This is a genomic window from Rhodococcus sp. Ni2 (assembly GCF_021352185.1).
GTDB lineage: Bacteria > Actinomycetota > Actinomycetes > Mycobacteriales > Mycobacteriaceae > Rhodococcus_F > Rhodococcus_F qingshengii.
The window spans coordinates 2,175,493-2,191,718 of record NZ_WOXZ01000002.1; the positions used below are offsets into that span (position 1 = coordinate 2,175,493).

The 16,226-nt window shown below is 62.8% G+C and carries 16 protein-coding genes and 1 pseudogene; 3 read left to right on the forward strand and 14 right to left on the reverse strand.

The genetic code is table 11. The features are described from left to right. Position 1: 1 nt before the first annotated feature. The 14 genes and pseudogenes from nuoK to GN300_RS23765 form a co-directional block, all read right to left on the reverse strand. Entirely contained in the window at positions 2-301 is a 300-nt protein-coding gene (gene nuoK, locus GN300_RS23700; RefSeq protein WP_063316527.1) for an NADH-quinone oxidoreductase subunit NuoK, read from the reverse strand. Continuing rightward, a complete protein-coding gene (locus GN300_RS23705) occupies positions 298-1,095 on the reverse strand; it encodes an NADH-quinone oxidoreductase subunit J (protein WP_063316526.1) in 798 nt (265 codons plus the stop codon). Before GN300_RS23705 ends, nuoK begins: the two co-directional genes overlap by 4 nt. Further along, positions 1,092-1,649 (reverse strand): NADH-quinone oxidoreductase subunit NuoI, encoded by a 558-nt coding sequence (gene nuoI / locus GN300_RS23710; protein ID WP_007735146.1) that lies wholly within the window; start codon positions 1,647-1,649, stop codon positions 1,092-1,094. The genes GN300_RS23705 and nuoI overlap by 4 nt, the downstream gene beginning before the upstream one ends. Continuing rightward, entirely contained in the window at positions 1,642-2,982 is a 1,341-nt protein-coding gene (gene nuoH, locus GN300_RS23715; RefSeq protein ID WP_063316525.1) for an NADH-quinone oxidoreductase subunit NuoH, read from the reverse strand. The genes nuoI and nuoH overlap by 8 nt, the downstream gene beginning before the upstream one ends. Beyond that, on the reverse strand, positions 2,979-5,408 hold the full coding sequence (locus GN300_RS23720; protein WP_063316524.1) for an NADH-quinone oxidoreductase subunit G: 2,430 nt from the start codon (positions 5,406-5,408) through the stop codon (positions 2,979-2,981). Before GN300_RS23720 ends, nuoH begins: the two co-directional genes overlap by 4 nt. Continuing rightward, positions 5,405-6,724 carry an NADH-quinone oxidoreductase subunit NuoF gene (gene nuoF, locus GN300_RS23725; protein ID WP_050655787.1) on the reverse strand — a complete coding sequence of 440 codons (1,320 nt, stop codon included), beginning with the start codon at positions 6,722-6,724 and terminating at the stop codon, positions 5,405-5,407. The genes GN300_RS23720 and nuoF overlap by 4 nt, the downstream gene beginning before the upstream one ends. Before the next feature lies 1 nt (position 6,725). Next, positions 6,726-7,550, reverse strand: a complete 825-nt coding sequence (gene nuoE, locus GN300_RS23730; RefSeq protein WP_003942123.1) for an NADH-quinone oxidoreductase subunit NuoE — start codon at positions 7,548-7,550, stop codon at positions 6,726-6,728. Beyond that, the gene (gene nuoD, locus GN300_RS23735; protein ID WP_007735150.1) at positions 7,547-8,878 is read right to left on the reverse strand and encodes an NADH dehydrogenase (quinone) subunit D; all 1,332 of its coding nucleotides are present in this window, start codon (positions 8,876-8,878) and stop codon (positions 7,547-7,549) included. Before nuoD ends, nuoE begins: the two co-directional genes overlap by 4 nt. Continuing rightward, a pseudogene (locus GN300_RS23740) lies at positions 8,878-9,516 on the reverse strand (NADH-quinone oxidoreductase subunit C); the annotation flags it as partial. The pseudogene GN300_RS23740 and the gene nuoD, both read right to left, overlap by 1 nt. 20 nt (positions 9,517-9,536) lie before the next feature. After that, entirely contained in the window at positions 9,537-10,091 is a 555-nt protein-coding gene (locus GN300_RS23745; protein WP_003942234.1) for an NADH-quinone oxidoreductase subunit B family protein, read from the reverse strand. An 80-nt stretch (positions 10,092-10,171) separates the two neighbouring features. Further along, on the reverse strand, positions 10,172-10,531 hold the full coding sequence (locus GN300_RS23750; RefSeq protein WP_003942165.1) for an NADH-quinone oxidoreductase subunit A: 360 nt from the start codon (positions 10,529-10,531) through the stop codon (positions 10,172-10,174). A gap of 211 nt (positions 10,532-10,742) precedes the next feature. Then, complete coding sequence (locus GN300_RS23755) at positions 10,743-11,135, reverse strand: response regulator transcription factor (RefSeq protein WP_063316729.1); 393 nt, start codon at positions 11,133-11,135, stop codon at positions 10,743-10,745. Between the two features lie 180 nt (positions 11,136-11,315). Beyond that, entirely contained in the window at positions 11,316-11,750 is a 435-nt protein-coding gene (locus GN300_RS23760) for an SRPBCC family protein (RefSeq protein WP_003942203.1), read from the reverse strand. An 87-nt stretch (positions 11,751-11,837) separates the two neighbouring features. Continuing rightward, positions 11,838-12,317: a toxin-antitoxin system HicB family antitoxin gene (locus tag GN300_RS23765; protein ID WP_063316522.1), complete on the reverse strand. Its 480-nt coding sequence runs from the start codon at positions 12,315-12,317 to the stop codon at positions 11,838-11,840. Between the two features lie 154 nt (positions 12,318-12,471). On the opposite strand from GN300_RS23765, the gene thyX reads away from it, so the two are divergent. From thyX to GN300_RS23780, 3 genes are read left to right on the forward strand one after another with little or no spacing between them, the layout of a single operon-like run. Continuing rightward, positions 12,472-13,224 carry an FAD-dependent thymidylate synthase gene (gene thyX, locus GN300_RS23770; RefSeq protein ID WP_003942250.1) on the forward strand — a complete coding sequence of 251 codons (753 nt, stop codon included), beginning with the start codon at positions 12,472-12,474 and terminating at the stop codon, positions 13,222-13,224. Positions 13,225-13,267: 43 nt separating this feature from the next. Beyond that, on the forward strand, positions 13,268-14,173 hold the full coding sequence (dapA, locus tag GN300_RS23775) for a 4-hydroxy-tetrahydrodipicolinate synthase (protein ID WP_003942142.1): 906 nt from the start codon (positions 13,268-13,270) through the stop codon (positions 14,171-14,173). After that, positions 14,174-16,183 carry a ribonuclease J gene (locus tag GN300_RS23780; RefSeq protein WP_054188536.1) on the forward strand — a complete coding sequence of 670 codons (2,010 nt, stop codon included), beginning with the start codon at positions 14,174-14,176 and terminating at the stop codon, positions 16,181-16,183. It abuts the gene before it with no gap. Positions 16,184-16,226 lie beyond the last annotated feature (43 nt).

The following is a 16,226-nucleotide window of genomic DNA, read 5'->3' on the forward strand; positions in this document are numbered from 1 at the left end:
GTCAGTACTTCAGCAGGTCTGCGTCGTCGACGGATACAGAACGCCGAGATCGGAAGATGATCATGATGATTGCCAAGCCGACGACTACTTCGGCCGCAGCTACCACCATCGTGAAGAAGGCGAAGATCTGGCCGTCCAGATTGCCGTGCATGCGCGCGAAGGTCACGAATCCCAGGTTCGCGGCGTTGAGCATCAATTCGATACACATGAACACCACGATGGCGTTGCGTCGCAGGAGGACTCCCGCAGCCCCGATGGTGAACAACAGGACCGACAGATACAGATAGTTCTCTGGATTCATCGCTGCGTTTCCTCGCCGGTATCGGGATCCGGGGATCGCGGAGTGAGGGCGCTGCTGACGGAGAGGATCGAGAACGTTCCGTCGGGCAACAACGCCGGCATGTCTACTGCGTTGTGACGTGCGTACACGCCGGGACTGGGGAGGGGAGTGGCCGAGCCCTTGTCGGGATTGCTCTCATCGCTGCCCAGGTACGCGAATCGTTGCTGCGAGAGTTCGCGTTGGCTGAGTGTGGCTCCGATCTTCTCCCGATGCGCGAGCATCATTGCGCCAAGTGTCGCCGTGATCAGCAGTGCGCCGGTCAGTTCGAAGGCCCAGACGTAGCGGATGAAGATGAGATCGGCGAGAGCGTCGATGTTGCCCTGGTCGAGTCCGGTGAATCCGGTGAAGCCCGAGATCGACGCATTTCCGAGTCCGCCGATGAGGAGCAGTCCGAATCCGACACCGATCACGATCGCGCTGACGCGTTGTCCCCGTAGCGTTTCGACCAAGGAGTCCGAAGAATCCACGCCGACCAGCATCAGGACGAACAGGAACAACATCATCACTGCGCCGGTATAGACGACGATCTGGACGACACCGAGGAACAGTGCGCCCTGCACGATGTAGAAGACGGCCAGGATGATCATCGTCATTGCAAGGAAGAGCGCAGAGTAGACGGCCTTGGGGGCGGCGACCACACCCAAAGCGCTGATCACCGCAAGGGTTCCGAGGATCCAGAACTGCACCGCCTCGCCGGTGGAGGTCGATGTCATCGTTCCCTCCGCCAGGATCGTGGTCGTGACCGACGCGATCATTTCTCGGTCTCCGGGTTCGGCTCTTGCTCGGGTGCTGGCTGTTCGGGAGCTGCTGTGATGTCGCCGCGGTAGTAGTCGTCCTGAGTTGTGCCGGGACGCAGCGCGTGTGGTGGCGCTGCCATGTCGGGTTTCAGGGGCGCAAGAAGGCGGTCCTTCTCGTAGATCAATCCGGCTCGGTTGTCGTCGGTCATCTCGTACTCGTTGGTCATGGTGAGAGCCCGAGTGGGGCAAGCCTCGACGCAGAGGCCACAGCCGATGCACCGCAGGTAGTTGATCTGATACACCCGCCCGTAACGCTCGCCGGGGGAGAACCGTTCTTCTTCGGTGTTGTCAGCACCCTCGACATAGATCGCGTCGGCGGGGCAGGCCCAGGCACACAGTTCGCAACCGATGCACTTCTCGAGTCCGTCCGCATACCGGTTGAGTTGATGGCGACCGTGGTATCCGGGCGCGGTGGGGCGCTTCTCCTCCGGATAGAACTCGGTCTCGGGCTTCTTGAACATGGTCGAGAGCGTCACTCCGAAACCCGCGATAGGTCCGAGGAAATCAGGCATGGGAGTCCTCCGATGTGTCGGAAACATCTGTCCGCCGCGGCGGTGGCACGTTCTGACCCGGTAGTTTTCGGGTCGGCAGCGTTTGACCAGGTAGGGGTGGAACCGGGAAGCCGCCCGACATCGCATCGAAAGGCATGTTCCCCGCAGCGGTGACCGACGCGGCGGTTCGGCGTCGGCTGCGGTAAGTCCCGGCCAACACGATCAGGAGCGCAGCTCCGAGAACCAGTGCGACGCAAAGAAGTACGACCCAGGTGTTGTAACCCTCGTTGCGGAAGGCACGAACAGTCGCGATCACCATCACCCACACCAAGGCAGCGGGGATGAGAATCTTCCATCCGAGATTCATGAACTGGTCGTAGCGCAACCGCGGAAGGGTACTGCGCAGCCAGATGAAGACGAAGAGGAAGCCCCACACCTTGGCAACAAACCACAGCACGGGCCACCAACCGGAATTGGCGCCGTCCCACAGGTTGAACGGGAACGGTGCGTGCCACCCGCCCAGGAACAGTGTCGTGGCCAGAGCGGACACCGTCACCATGTTCACGTACTCGGCCAGCATGAACATCGCGAACTTGAGTGAGGAGTACTCGGTGTGGAACCCACCCACCAGTTCACCCTCGGCCTCGGGAAGGTCGAAGGGAGCCCTGTTGGTTTCGCCGACCATGGCTGTCACGTAGATCAGGAAGGACGGCAGGAGGAGAAAGACGTACCAGGCACCTTGTTGGGCGCTGACGATGCCGGACGTGGACATCGTGCCGGCGTAGAGGAAGACTGCGGCGAAGGACAGCCCCATTGCTACTTCGTAGGAGATGACCTGCGCGGTCGATCGAAGTGCGCCCAGTAGTGGATACGTCGATCCGGACGACCAGCCGGCAAGCACGATCCCGTACACACCGATTGAAGTCACGGCGAGGATGTAGAGAACTCCGACCGGCAGATCGGTCAGTTGCAGGGGTGAAAGGGTTCCGAAGATCGACACCTGCGGACCGAACGGGATGACGGCAAAGGCCATGAACGCGGGCACGACTGCGATGACGGGCGCGAGGAGATAAATCGGTTTGTCGGCGCCGGTCGGTGTGATGCCCTCCTTGAGGGCGAGCTTGATTCCGTCAGCGAGACTCTGGAGCATTCCACGGGGGCCGACGCGGTTCGGTCCGACACGCATCTGCATGCGTGCCATGACCTTTCGTTCCGCGTAAATTGCCACCAGCGGTGTGAGTACGAGGAACACGAAAATGGCGAGAGCCTTGCCGATCACCAACCACCACGGGTCGTGCCCGAACGCCGACAGGTCGACCGGAGCTGCGACGGTCCCGTACTCGTGGGTGGTCATTGCGCTCCCGCCTTCGCAATCTTCACCACGGAACCCGCGGTAACGCAGAGCGTTTCGTAGATCGTGCTACCCGGTGAATTGAGTGGGAGCCAGACTGTTCGAGGCGGGAGTTCGGTGATCTCCAACGGTAATGTGATGGAACCGGATTCAGTCGACACCGCAACGTGATCGCCGTTGTCGGCGTCGATCTCGGCAGCGGTCTCGGCAGACAAACGCACGAGTGGGAGCCGTGCCGTACCCGCCAGGTTGGGCTCGCCGTCTTGCAATCGGCCGTTGTCGAGCAGCATTCGCCAGCTCGACAACACTGCCTCGCCCAGCGCCGGTGTGGGCATGGTGCCTGACGGCACCTGAGGCGAGATGGGGCGCGATCCGGACCACGCGCCGAGGCGGTGTATCTCCGAGCGTGCGGAATCTGCGTCGGGTAGGCCCAGATCGATGCCCATCTCGGCTGCGATCGCGTGAAGGACGCGCTGATCCGGCATCACTCCTGTCGTTCTCAATGCGGTGTCGAACACGCGCTCGCGGCCTTCCCAATCGAGGAAGGTTCCGGGCTTCTCGGCGACCGGTGCCACCGGGAAGACGACGTCGGCGAGTTCGGTGACTCCGCTGTGACGGATCTCCAAACTCACCACGAAACCTGCTGCTTCGATCGCGGCCCTTGCCTTCGCCGGGTTCGGGAGATCACTCAATTCGACGCCGCCGACAAGAAGGGCAGCAGTCGTCTGCCCCGGATCCAGCAGACTCGCGGCGTCGCGCCCGTCGGATGCCGGGATGGAGGCCCCCCACACTGATTCCACCTCCTGACGTGCTGCCGGGTCCGCAACGGGGCGTCCGCCGGGAAGCAATCCCGGTAGTGCGCCGGCCTCGACGGCGCCGCGATCACCAGCGCGGCGTGGGACCCAAGCCAAACAAGCTCCTGTCGCTTCGGCGAGACGTACCGCCGCGGCGAAGCCGCCCGCCACCTCACTGAGTCGTTCGCCCAACAGGATCACTGCACCGGGCTGCCGGAGGAGCTGGCCCTCCTCATTTCCAGGGCGAGCCAACGAATCCATCAGAGCTGCTTCACTTCCGGGTACGGTCCGAAGCAAAGAGCCGCCCATCTTCTGCAGGCCGCGCGTAGCGAATGGCGCGCTGGAGAGCACCGTCGTCTTGCCGAAACGTGCGGCCTTGCGCAGCCGCAGGAAGATGATCGGTGACTCCTCCTCGGGCTCGAGAGCTACCAGCAATGCGGCCGGGGCCGACTCGAGGTCCTGGTACGTCACCGACTCTTCGAGTGTGCGGCCGGCGACGTGTGCTGAGAGGAAACCTGCCTCTTCGGCAGAATGAGCACGGATTCGGAAGTCGATGTTGTTGGTAGCGAGAGCAACTCGCGCGAACTTGCCGTAGGCGTAGGCGTCCTCCAAGGTAGAGCGTCCGCCGACGAGTACGCCTGCGTCACCGCGGGCCTGCGCGAAGGATCGCGCAACGAGGTCGAGTGCCATGGGCCACGACGCCGGAGTCAATTCGCCGTCAGCGTTGCGGATCAGGGGAGTGGTGATCCGATCACCTTGGGTCGTGTACGTGAATGCGAAACGGCCCTTGTCGCAGTTCCATTCCTCGTTGACTTCGGGGTCGTCCCCGGCGAGACGGCGGAGAACCTTTCCGCGACGGTGGTCCGTGCGCTGAGCACATCCGTCGGCGCAGTGTTCACACACGCTGGGGCTGGACACCAGATCGAACGGTCGCGCCCGGAATCGGTATGCCGTACTGGTAAGCGCGCCGACCGGGCACACCTGGATGGTGTTGCCCGAGAAGTAGGACTCGAAGGGCTCGTTGGCGTAGATCCCGACCTGTTGAAGCGCGCCGCGCTCGAGGAGATCGATGAACGGGTCGCCGGCGATCTGGCCCGAAAACCGTGTGCATCTGGCGCAGAGGACGCAACGCTCGCGGTCGAGCAGGATTTCGGACGAGAGTGGGATGGGCTTGGGGTAGGTCCTTTTCTCCTCACCGAACCGGGATTCGGTGCGACCGGTCGACATCGCCTGGTTTTGAAGCGGACACTCGCCGCCCTTGTCACACACGGGGCAGTCCAGAGGGTGGTTGATGAGCAGGAGTTCCATCACCCCGCGCTGCGCCTTCTCCGCCACCGGTGACGTGAGCTGTGTGGTGACGACCATTCCGTCCGCAACCGGTGTCGTGCAGGACGCCACCGGCTTGCGTTGACCTTCGACCTCCACGATGCACTGTCGGCACGCCCCGACCGGGTCCAGAAGAGGATGATCGCAGAACCGCGGAATCTGTGTGCCGGTCATCTCTGCAGCGCGAATGATCAACGTGCCCTTGGGTACCTGGAGTTCCCGGCCGTCGATGGTGAGGGCGACCAGATCAGTGGGCGGCGCCGTGTCGGTCTTGGTGGCGTCGTTCTTGGTAGCGTCGGCTGCAGTCATGAGACGAACGCTCCTGTCGCGAGAACGGATCGGCGAGGATCGAACGGGCATCCGTTGCTGTCGAAATGCGCTACGTATTCCTCGCGGAAGTACTTCAGGGAGGACATGATCGGGCTGGTCGCTCCGTCGCCCAACGCGCAGAAGGATTTTCCGAGGATGGTGTCCGAGATGTCGAGAAGTTTGGTGAGATCAGCTTCAGTACCTGTTCCGCCTTCGAGCCGACGCAGGATCTGCACCAGCCAGTACGTGCCTTCGCGGCACGGCGTGCATTTACCGCAAGATTCGTGGGCATAGAACTCGGTCCACCGCAGCACCGCACGCACGATGCAGGTTGTGTCGTCGAATATCTGCAGTGCTTTGGTGCCGAGCATCGATCCCGCCGCGCCGACGCCCTCGTAGTCGAGTGGGACATCGAGATGTTCGTCGGTGAAGATCGGAGTCGAGGATCCGCCGGGAGTCCAGAACTTGAGGGTGTGCCCGGTGCGAACGCCGCCCGCGTAGTCGAGAAGTTCTCGCAACGTGATGCCGAGCGGCGCCTCGTACTGGCCGGGAGTGGTGACATGACCAGAGAGCGAGTACAACGTGAACCCCGGCGACTTCTCGCTTCCCATCGACCGGAACCACTCCGGGCCGCCCAGGACGATCGACGGCACACTCGCGATGGACTCGACGTTGTTGACGACGGTCGGGCAGGCGTAGAGGCCGGCGACGGCGGGGAATGGCGGCCGCAGTCGAGGCTGACCGCGTCGTCCCTCCAACGAATCGAGGAGGGCTGTCTCCTCACCACAGATGTACGCGCCTGCTCCGGCGTGCACGACGAGATCCAAGTCGAATCCCGAACCGAGGATGTTGCGGCCCAGGTATCCGGCCGCGTAGGCCTCGGCCACGGCGGTCTGCAGACGTCGCAGGACCGGGACCACCTCGCCCCGGACGTAGATGAACGCCTTGGCCGCTCGAATTGCATACGCCGCGATGATGACTCCCTCGACCAACGTGTGTGGGGTCGCCATCATCAACGGCATGTCCTTGCATGTGCCCGGTTCGGACTCGTCGGCATTGACGACGAGATAGTGAGGCTTGCCGTCTCCTGGCTTGTCTTCGGTGCTCTGTGGAATGAAACTCCACTTGAGGCCCGTCGGGAAACCGGCGCCACCGCGCCCACGAAGGCCCGCGTCCTTGACCGTTTCGATCACGGCGTCGGGGGACATGGCTAGCGCTTTGCGTAGGGCTTGGTAGCCGTCGTGACGAAGGTAGCTGTCGAGAGTCCACGAGTTCGGTTGATCCCAGTAGCGACTCAGGACGGGGGCGAGTGTCATGTCACTTCCCTTCGCCGGGAGCGTCGGCTGCTGAGGCCGAGCCGGGTGGGTTGTCGTCGTGAGATCGGCTGATACGCAGTCCGGCAAGAGTTGCCCCGCCGATTGTTTGTGCTTCGGCTGCTTCGATTCGCGTATCCGGGAACCCGGCCAAGGTGCGTGCGGTCTGTCGGAACGAACACAGTGTGGCACCGCGACTGGGTGTCACGCGCTCTCCGGCGCGGAGCGCATCGACGAGTGAGCGCGCCGATTCCGGAGTCTGGTTGTCGAAGAACTCCCAGTTGATCATCATGACGGGGGCGTAGTCGCACGCCGCATTGCACTCAATGTGTTCGAGGGTGATCTTGCCGTCGGACGTCGAGATGGAGTGTCCGCCTTCGTCTCTGGAGCCTGCTGACCCGAGATGCTCTTCGAGTGCTGCGAGGATGTCGTCTCCGCCCATGATCGCGCACAGCGTGTTGGTGCAGACTCCGACCAGATACTCACCCGTCGGACCACGGCGATACATCGAGTAGAAGGTGGAAACGGCGGCAACCTCGGCGCCGGTCAAACCCAGCTTGGCACTGCAGAAGTCGATCCCGGCCGGGGTGATGTACCCGTCCTCGGACTGCACGAGATGAAGGAGCGGCAGGAGGGCTGATCGACTGGTGGTCGCCGCGGCGTCAGGCTCACGGTAACGAGCGATGACGGTTTCGGCATCGGCGTCGAGTCGGGCGAGTACGTCAGGCGGATAACTCGATCGTGCGCCAGGGCGTACCAGTTGCGTGGGCTCGTCCGGGCGCGGCCCGAGTTCGATGAACACCCGTGACGAGCCGTTCGGGCCGGTCATCGGTCCACTCCGCCCATGACGGGATCGATACTGGCAACCGAGGCGATCACGTCGGACACCATGCCTCCCTCGCACATCGCCGCTACCGCTTGAAGGTTGGTGAATGACGGATCCCGGAAATGGACGCGGTACGGCCGGGTTCCCCCGTCGCTGACCATGTGCACACCCAACTCGCCACGCGGGGACTCGACGGCGACGTACACCTGGCCGGGCGGCACGCGGATTCCTTCGGTGACCAGTTTGAAATGGTGAATCAGACCCTCCATGGACGACTCCATGATCTTGGCGATGTGCTTCTGCGAATTGCCGAGGCCATCCGGTCCGACAGCGAGATCGGCAGGCCAGGCGATCTTCTTGTCGTCCACCATGACCGGCCCCGGTTGCAGTTTGTCGAGGCACTGCTCGACGATCTTGAGGGACTCCTTCATCTCCTCGACACGGATGACGTACCTTCCGTAGCAATCGGATCCGTCGTGCGTCACGACGTCGAACTCGTAGTTCTCGTAGCCGCAGTAGGGCTGCGCTCGACGCTGATCGTGGGGGAGACCCGTGGCGCGTAGGACCGGCCCCGTCACGCCGAGCGCCATGCAGCCGGTGAGATCGAGATATCCGATTCCCTGGGTGCGGGCTTTCCAGATGGAGTTGTCGCTGAGCATCAGTTCGACGTCACGCAACCGTTTCGGTAGGACCTTCAACAGTTCTCGTACCTTCGCGACCGACCCGTCGGGTAGATCCTGAGCGAGACCACCAGGCCTGATGTAGGCGTGATTCATCCGCAGTCCGGTGATCGTCTCGAACACGTCCAGAATCAATTCGCGTTCGCGGAATCCGAACAGCATCGCCGTCACGGCGCCCAGTTCCATTCCACCGGTTGCCAGGGCGACAAGGTGCGACGAGATTCGATTGAGCTCCATCATCATCACGCGAATGACGGTGGCTCGCTCGGGAATGTCGTCGGTGATGCCGAGCAGTTTTTCGACTCCGAGGCAGTACGCGGTTTCGTTGAAGAACGGTGACAGGTAGTCCATTCGAGTAACGAAAGTGACGCCCTGCGTCCAGTTCCGGTATTCGAGATTCTTTTCGATTCCGGTGTGCAGGTAGCCGATTCCACACCGAGCTTCCACGACTGTCTCACCCTCGATTTCGAGAATGAGGCGCAAGACGCCGTGAGTGGACGGATGCTGCGGGCCCATGTTGACCACGATCCGTTCGGCCTCGCCGGTTCGCTGGCGAGCGGCCGCGGTGACGATGTCGTCCCAGTCCTGACCCGATGCTGTGACGACGGTTTCCGTCGTGGCACCGGAGTTGCTTCCTGTCGTCTCGTTCATCAGTTGTACGACCTACGCTCGTCGGGTGGAGGAGTCTGGGCGCCCTTGTACTCGACCGGGATACCGCCGAGCGGATAGTCCTTGCGCTGTGGGTGGCCCTTCCAGTCGTCGGGCATCTCGATACGGGTCAGGGCCGGGTGACCGTCGAAGACGATCCCGAAGAAGTCGTAGGTCTCACGCTCATGCCAATCGTTGGTGGGGTATATCCCGACGATGGACGGAATATGTGGATCGGTGTCCGGCACGGACACTTCCAGTCTGATCCGGCGGTTGTGCGTGATCGAAGCAAATGGATATGCGGCGTGGAGCTCGCGACCGGTGTCCTGCGGATAGTGGACTCCATCGACACCCAGGCAAAGTTCGAAGCGCAGTTCCGATTCGTCGCGCAGTCTGCGCGCGACCTGCGGGAGGTGAGACCGTTCGACATGCAGCGTCATCTCGTCTCGAAAGATCACTACCCGCTCGATTGCATCGGTGAAAGTGCTGCCCGCGCTGCGCAATGCGGCATCCAAGGAGTCCGCAACTTCGTCGAAGTATCCACCGAACGGTCGAGAGGCCTTGTCCTCTACTGAGATCGGCGGGGCGAGCCGGCTGTAGCCCGAGGTGTCACCACTGCCGCGGACCCCGAACATCCCCCTCGATCCGTTGTTGCCCGCGGTCATCGCAGAAGCCCCTTCATGTCGATGGTGGGGGTGGATGCCAGTGCGGCGCGCTCGGCTGCCGCGCGTGCCTCTTCGCGGTTCACGCCGAGGGGCATCTCCTGGATCTTTCGGTGCAGTTCGATGATCGCGTTCAGGAGCATCTCCGGCCGCGGCGGACAGCCGGGCAAGTAGATGTCGACCGGCACGATGTGGTCGACGCCCTGTACCACTGCGTAGTTGTTGAACATACCGCCGGACGACGCACACACACCCATGGCCAGAACCCATTTCGGCTCGGCCATCTGGTCGTAGACCTGACGAAGTACCGGCCCCATCTTTTGACTGACCCGCCCGGCCACGATCAGAAGGTCTGCCTGTCGCGGCGACGCGCGGAATGCCTCCATGCCGAACCGCGCCAGGTCGAAGCGACCTGACGTGGTTGCCATCATCTCGATCGCGCAGCACGCGAGCCCGAAGGTGGCAGGCCACAGTGATCCTTTGCGGGCATACCCTGCCAGGCCCTCGACAGTGGTCAGTAGAAATCCGCTGGGGAGCTTTTCTTCGAGACCCATATCCGACTCTTTTCAGTCGTAACAGCTGCGGTGTGACCGGTTTTGTCTGACGTATGTGTGCTGTACCTGTGTCCGCTGGCCTAGTCCCAACCGAGACCGCCTCGTCGCCATTCGTATGCGTATGCCACCGAGACGTTGACTATGAAAAGGCCCATCGCCGCGAGGCCGAACAAGCCGAGCGAATCGAAATGCACCGCCCACGGGTAGAGGAAAACGATCTCGATGTCGAAGATGATGAACAGCATTGCCGTCAGATAGAACTTGACGGGAAACCGCCCGCCACCGGCGGTACGGGGTGCCGGTTCGATTCCGCATTCGTAGGCTTCGAGTTTCGCCCTGTTGTACCGCTTCGGGCCGACCACGGACGCGAGAACAACCGACACCACAGCGAAGGCCATCGCGATGACCCCGAGGACGAGAATGGGGATGTAAGCGTTCATGTCACCCGAACTCCTCTCCGCTGTGCGGATGTCCGCCCAGCCCGAAGGTGCCGTTCGATTTCGATACTGCCAGCAATTCGATACTTATGTGACCTGCGACACCCACACTAGGGGAGGCCTCCGACATTGGGTTCGTTTTCGGGGTGCCGAGTTTCGCTCTCGAAAGTCCGAAGTAGTCGGCGCCGCAACGAATCACCGCTGCAACGGGTGCTCACCGGCTCAGTTGTCGACGCAGAAGCGCGATGACGGTGGAAGCAAGTTCGATCGGATCTATCGGCTGCGGCACTGAGGCTTCCGCTCTCGACCACGACGCCAGCCACGCATCGTCGGGTCGACCGGTCAGTACGAGGATCGATGGACAGTCGGCGATCTCGTCCTTGAGTTGTTTCGCGACGCCCATGCCGCCCGCCGGACTCGCCTCGCCGTCGAGAATGGCGAGGTCGATTCCGCCGGCATCGAGCTTGGCTACGACGACCGGCGCCGTCGCGACCTCGATGTAGTCGATGGTGGGCATCGACGGATGTGGGCGCTCTCCGAGAGCGAGCCGAACTTGCTCGCGCGTGTGTGCGTCGTCGCTGTAGACGAGGATGCGCACGGGTGCCATGGAGTTGGGCTCTGCGGTCTCGGCGGACACGCGGCCGACGTTACTCCGGGCGGTCCCCGGCTACCGGCGAATCTTCAACATCGGCAGGGACTTCCGCGAAAACACAGCTCGGCTTCACGGCAAACGGCCCTTACCCGGCGATGAACGCCGAAGTAAGGGCCGCCTGAATTGCGTGTGCGCTCAGAAGTTTTCGACGAACTTCGTCAGGCCCTTGCTCGCTGTTTCCAGGGCCGTCTTCTGTGCCTTCTTCACCAGGAAGCCCGGCAGCGGGATCTTGGGATCGATGGTCAGTTCGAAGGTGACTTTGGTTCCACCGTCGGTGGGAGTCAAGACGTACGAGCCGTCCTGCTGGTTCTGCTGACCGCTCTCCACGAGGGTCCAGGTCACCTTCTCGTCGCCCTCGAAGGTGTAGTCGACTACCTGCTCGTCGTTGATTCCCAGAATGGACACGGCCATGCGAACGCGATGGGGGCGACCGTCGTCGTGGGTGCTCTCGATGGTGATCTTCTTGTGTGCAGACGACCACTCCGGCAGCCGATCGACGGCTGCTACGGCCTTCATCACCGTTTCCGGATCAGCCTTGATCTCGAATTCCTTGACGCCCGAAACGGCCATGAACGTGCTCCTTCTCGCCTTGCGGCAACGGTTCGTGATTACTGCAGTTGCGCAATTAGATCATTCGGTGATCGGGTTGGCGTCGAGCTAAGCCATGCCGTTCTTGCGCATCTGGTCCCGCAATGCGCCCTGGACGGCTTGTGAAACCCACGAGTTGAGGGAGACTCCGTTCTGATTGGCGGCCTCCTCGGCGCGGGCTTTGATCTGCTCCATCATCCTCAACGTCACCCGGCTGATATCTCCGCTGACGTCGTCGAACGAGTAGGTTGAGTCCTTCTTCTCGTCGTCTGCCTTCTCGTTTGCACCCTCGCCGCCGGTCGAGTTCGGCGGGCGAACGACGTCGACCAGTAATTCGCTTCCGTCGAGATTCACCTTGACCTCTCGGTCGCCCAGCTTCGCCCCGATCTCCTTGGCCAGTTCCGTCGCCGCGGCCAACAAGACCAGGCGGACCGAGGGTTCGATGGCGGCGGACAACGACGCCGCAATCCGGCGCGTGTGATCGTCGCCGAGTTCGGCTGCAGTGGCGAGGTCGTTCTGCAGCTTTGCGGTGTACTCCGAAATGTCCATGACACCACAGTGGCGTCAAAAGTGACGTCAGTCAAGGATGTGATGACGTCACTCGGTATCGAGGGCGGTCGACCGCTATAGAGTTGCCCAGCACCTGAGGCGAACGGCGCCCGGGTTTCGTGCTGGTCGTTTCGTGCTTGTCGAGGAGTGGGTTGTGCCGAACACGGTGTCACTGAAAGTGCAGTTGGTGGCGAAGTCCGAGTTCTTCCCGCCCGAGGACATTCCGTGGGAGACGGACGCGGATGGTGGCGAAGCGCTGGTCGAGTTCTCCGGTCGAGCCTGCTACCAGAGTTGGTCCAAGCCGAATCCGCGAACCGCAACCAACGCCGGCTATCTGAGGCATCTGCTCGAGGTCGGACACGTTTCGGTGCTCGAGCATGCGACAGTGAGCTTCTACATCACCGGTATCTCGCGCTCGTGCACTCACGAATTGATTCGTCACCGGCACTTCTCGTACTCGCAACTCTCGCAGCGATTCGTCCGTGAGAACGATGCAAACGTCGTCGTGCCTCCTGCTGTCGAAGGTGATCCCGAGCTCGAAGCACTGTTTCTGAATGCCACCGACGAAAGCCGTCGCGCTTACGGGGAACTGCTGACTGCCCTCGAAGGGAAACTGCAATCGGTGCCCGGTGCCCCGATGCGGGGCAAGCAAGCCAGGCAGGCTGCGCGCTCGGTGCTGCCCAACGCCACCGAGACGCGCTTGGTCGTGACCGGGAACTATCGGGCCTGGCGGCACTTCGTCGAGATGCGTGCCACCGAACATGCGGATGTCGAGATCCGGCGAGTCGCGGTCGAGTGCCTGCGTCAGCTTCGTGATGTCGCGCCAAATGTGTTCGGGGACTACGAGATTCTTCGCGGAAGCGACGGATCGGAAATTGCCGTCAGCGCATTTGCGGCCGAGTCGTGACTCGTGTGCAGAAGTAAGAGCTGAACCGGGTAACCTTCTGACCATGACCTACGGTGATTCCGCTTCTCTTGTCGAGCGTCCGTTCGGCACCATTTCCGTTGCGATGGTGACCCCGTTCACTGCCGACGGGAAGTTGGACGTCGACGCGGGAGTGCGCCTCGCAGCCCATCTCGTCGACAACGGCTGTGACGGCCTCGTTCTTGCCGGTACCACCGGTGAATCTCCCACCACCACCGAGTCCGAGAAGCTCGACCTGCTCCGCGCAGTGATCGACGCCGTCGGTAACCGCGCGAAGATCGTTGCAGGCGCCGGCAGCAACGACACCGCTCACAGCGTCGAACTCGCACGTGACGCGGCTCGCGCCGGAGCGCACGGTCTGCTCGTCGTCACCCCGTATTACTCACGTCCGCCCCAGGCCGGACTGTTTGCACACTTCACCGCCGTCGCCAACGCGACCGACCTGCCCGTCATGTTGTACGACATTCCGCCCCGCTCCGTCGTTCCCATCGAGACCGAGACGATCCGCCGACTCGCCGAGCACCCGCGAATCAAGGCCGTCAAGGACGCCAAGGGCGACCTCAACGCCGGCGCAGAGTTGATCGGCACCACCGAGCTTCAGTTCTTCTCCGGCGACGACCCGCTGAATCTGCCGTGGCTCGCTGTGGGCGCCACCGGCTTCGTCAGCGTCATCGGCCATCTTGTTCCGGGTCGTCTCCGCGACCTTCACACCGCGTTCGTGTCCGGCGATATCGCCCGCGCGCGCGAGATAAACCTCAGTTTGATCCCTGTGATTCGTTCCGTTGCCCGCCTCGGCGGTGTCAGCGCTTCGAAGGCGGGTCTGCGACTCATCGGAATCGATGTCGGAGAACCACGCCTTCCGCAGGTTGCACCCACTAAAGAGCAGATCGACGGTCTTGCCGCCGATCTGCATGCGGCAGGAGTTTTGTAAATGACCCGTCCCCCCCGACGTCGTAGTGCCAGTCGTCAAGCCGGTCCGCCTTCGCCTCCGGCTCCCGAAACGGCCGCAAAGGCCGCACCGGTAGAGGCACCAGCTGCGCCGGCGGCAGAAGCGGCCCCCGCCGCAGCCGCCCCGCCCAAGAAGGCCGCAGCAACCAAATCTGCAGCAACCAAGTCCACTGCCACCAAATCTGCTGCACCCAAGAAGTCGACCGAAGAGAGGTCGCCGCGCAAATCTTCCGGCGGTAACCGACCGGCAGCATCGAAGTCGGGCAACGGGCGCGGAAACAAGCGCCCCGAGAACCGTCCGGCCGTCGATCCCACGGGTCGCCTCGGAACACCCCCGAAGGCGCCGGCATCGGGTCTGCGCATCGTCGCGCTGGGCGGCATCGGCGAAATCGGTCGCAACATGACGGTGTTCGAGCACCGTGGCAAGTTGCTGATCGTCGACTGCGGTGTGCTGTTCCCCGAGGACCAGCAGCCTGGCGTCGACCTGATCCTCCCGGACTTCCGCTACATCGAAGACCGTATGGACGACGTCGAAGCCGTCATCTTGACTCACGGACACGAGGACCACATCGGTGCTCTGCCGTTCTTGCTGCGTCTGCGCGCGGACATTCCGGTCATCGGCGCGAAGTTCACTCTCGCTCTCGTTGCCGCCAAGTGCCGCGAGCATCGCCTGCGTCCGAACCTGGTCGAGGTCGTCGAGGGAAACACCACCACCCATGGCCCGTTCGACTGCGAGTACTTCGCGGTCAACCACTCGATTCCCGACGCTCTCGCGATCGCGATTCGCACCGACGCCGGCGTCGTACTGCACACCGGTGACATCAAGCTCGATCAGCTGCCTCTCGACGGCCGCCTGACCGACCTCGCCGGATTCTCCCGCCTGGGCGACGAGGGCGTCGACCTGTTCCTCGTCGACTCGACGAACGCCGAAGTTCCGGGATTCGTCACACCCGAGCGCGAAATCGGGGGAGTGCTCGACAACGTCATCGGCAAGGCGAAGCAGCGCGTCATCGTGGCATCTTTCGCCAGCCATGTGCATCGCATCCAGCAGGTCGTCGACGTAGCCGCTCGGTACAACCGCCGCATCGTCTTCGTCGGCCGCTCGATGGTCCGCAACATGCAGATCGCCCAGGATCTGGGCTACCTGACGGTGCCCGACGGCCTCGTCGTAGACATCGACACCGCCGCCACCCTTCCCGACGATCGCCTGGTGCTCATTTCGACGGGTTCGCAAGGTGAGCCGTTGGCAGCGCTCTCGCGTATGGCGCGCGGCGAACACCGTCAGATCAACATCCGCGCCAACGACCTGGTCGTTCTCGCGTCTTCGCTGATCCCGGGCAACGAGAACTCCGTTTTTGCCGTGGTCAACGGTTTGGCCAAGCGCGGTGCCACCGTCGTGACCCAGCAGAGCGCCAAGGTTCACGTCTCGGGCCACGCGTCCGCCGGTGAGTTGCTCTACCTGTACAACGCGGTTCGGCCCACCAATGCCATGCCCGTCCACGGTGAATGGCGGCACCTGCGTGCCAACGCCGCGCTGGCAAAGGCAACCGGCGTGCCGGAAGAGCGCATCGTATTGGCCGAGGACGGCGTCGTGGTCGACATGGTGGACGGCCTCGCCGAGATCGTCGGACGCGTACCGGTCGGACACGTCTACGTCGACGGTCTGTCCGTCGGCGACGTCGGTGAGCCGACGCTGTCCGATCGCCTCGTGCTCGGTGAGGGCGGCTTCATCGCGATCACCATCGTCATCAACGAGTCGACGGGCCGTGCGGTCAGCACCCCCGAGGTGTCCGGTCGCGGCTTCTCCGACGATCCGACAGCGCTCAAGGCTGCCGCGGATCTCGTGGAATCGGACCTGGCCCGGTTGGCGAGCGAAGGCGTCATCGACGCTCATCGCATCGCGCAGTCGGTGCGCCGCGTCGTCGGACGCTGGGTCGCGGACAAGTACCGCCGCCGTCCGATGATCATTCCGACGGTCATCGCGGTTCCGTAGATTCGGCACAGCAGGTCGCTTCCGCTCGAACCCGGTCCGGTTC

Bases quoted from the DNA above. Each gene is read 5' to 3' on its own strand.
- nuoH (WP_063316525.1), bottom strand. From the start codon at position 2,982: ATGACCACCCACGAGTACGGGACCGTCGCAGCTCCGGTCGACCTGTCG.
- GN300_RS23760 (WP_003942203.1), bottom strand. From the start codon at position 11,750: ATGGCCGTTTCGGGCGTCAAGGAATTCGAGATCAAGGCTGATCCGGAA.
- GN300_RS23750 (WP_003942165.1), bottom strand. From the start codon at position 10,531: ATGAACGCTTACATCCCCATTCTCGTCCTCGGGGTCATCGCGATGGCC.
- nuoK (WP_063316527.1), bottom strand. From the start codon at position 301: ATGAATCCAGAGAACTATCTGTATCTGTCGGTCCTGTTGTTCACCATC.
- GN300_RS23720 (WP_063316524.1), bottom strand. From the start codon at position 5,408: ATGACTGCAGCCGACGCTACCAAGAACGACGCCACCAAGACCGACACG.
- dapA (WP_003942142.1), top strand. From the start codon at position 13,268: ATGACCTACGGTGATTCCGCTTCTCTTGTCGAGCGTCCGTTCGGCACC.
- GN300_RS23755 (WP_063316729.1), bottom strand. From the start codon at position 11,135: ATGGCACCCGTGCGCATCCTCGTCTACAGCGACGACGCACACACGCGC.
- GN300_RS23745 (WP_003942234.1), bottom strand. From the start codon at position 10,091: ATGGGTCTCGAAGAAAAGCTCCCCAGCGGATTTCTACTGACCACTGTC.
- GN300_RS23780 (WP_054188536.1), top strand. From the start codon at position 14,174: ATGACCCGTCCCCCCCGACGTCGTAGTGCCAGTCGTCAAGCCGGTCCG.
- nuoF (WP_050655787.1), bottom strand. From the start codon at position 6,724: ATGACACTCGCCCCCGTCCTGAGTCGCTACTGGGATCAACCGAACTCG.
- nuoI (WP_007735146.1), bottom strand. From the start codon at position 1,649: ATGCCTGATTTCCTCGGACCTATCGCGGGTTTCGGAGTGACGCTCTCG.
- GN300_RS23765 (WP_063316522.1), bottom strand. From the start codon at position 12,317: ATGGACATTTCGGAGTACACCGCAAAGCTGCAGAACGACCTCGCCACT.
- nuoE (WP_003942123.1), bottom strand. From the start codon at position 7,550: ATGACCGGCCCGAACGGCTCGTCACGGGTGTTCATCGAACTCGGGCCG.
- nuoD (WP_007735150.1), bottom strand. From the start codon at position 8,878: ATGAACGAGACGACAGGAAGCAACTCCGGTGCCACGACGGAAACCGTC.
- GN300_RS23705 (WP_063316526.1), bottom strand. From the start codon at position 1,095: ATGATCGCGTCGGTCACGACCACGATCCTGGCGGAGGGAACGATGACA.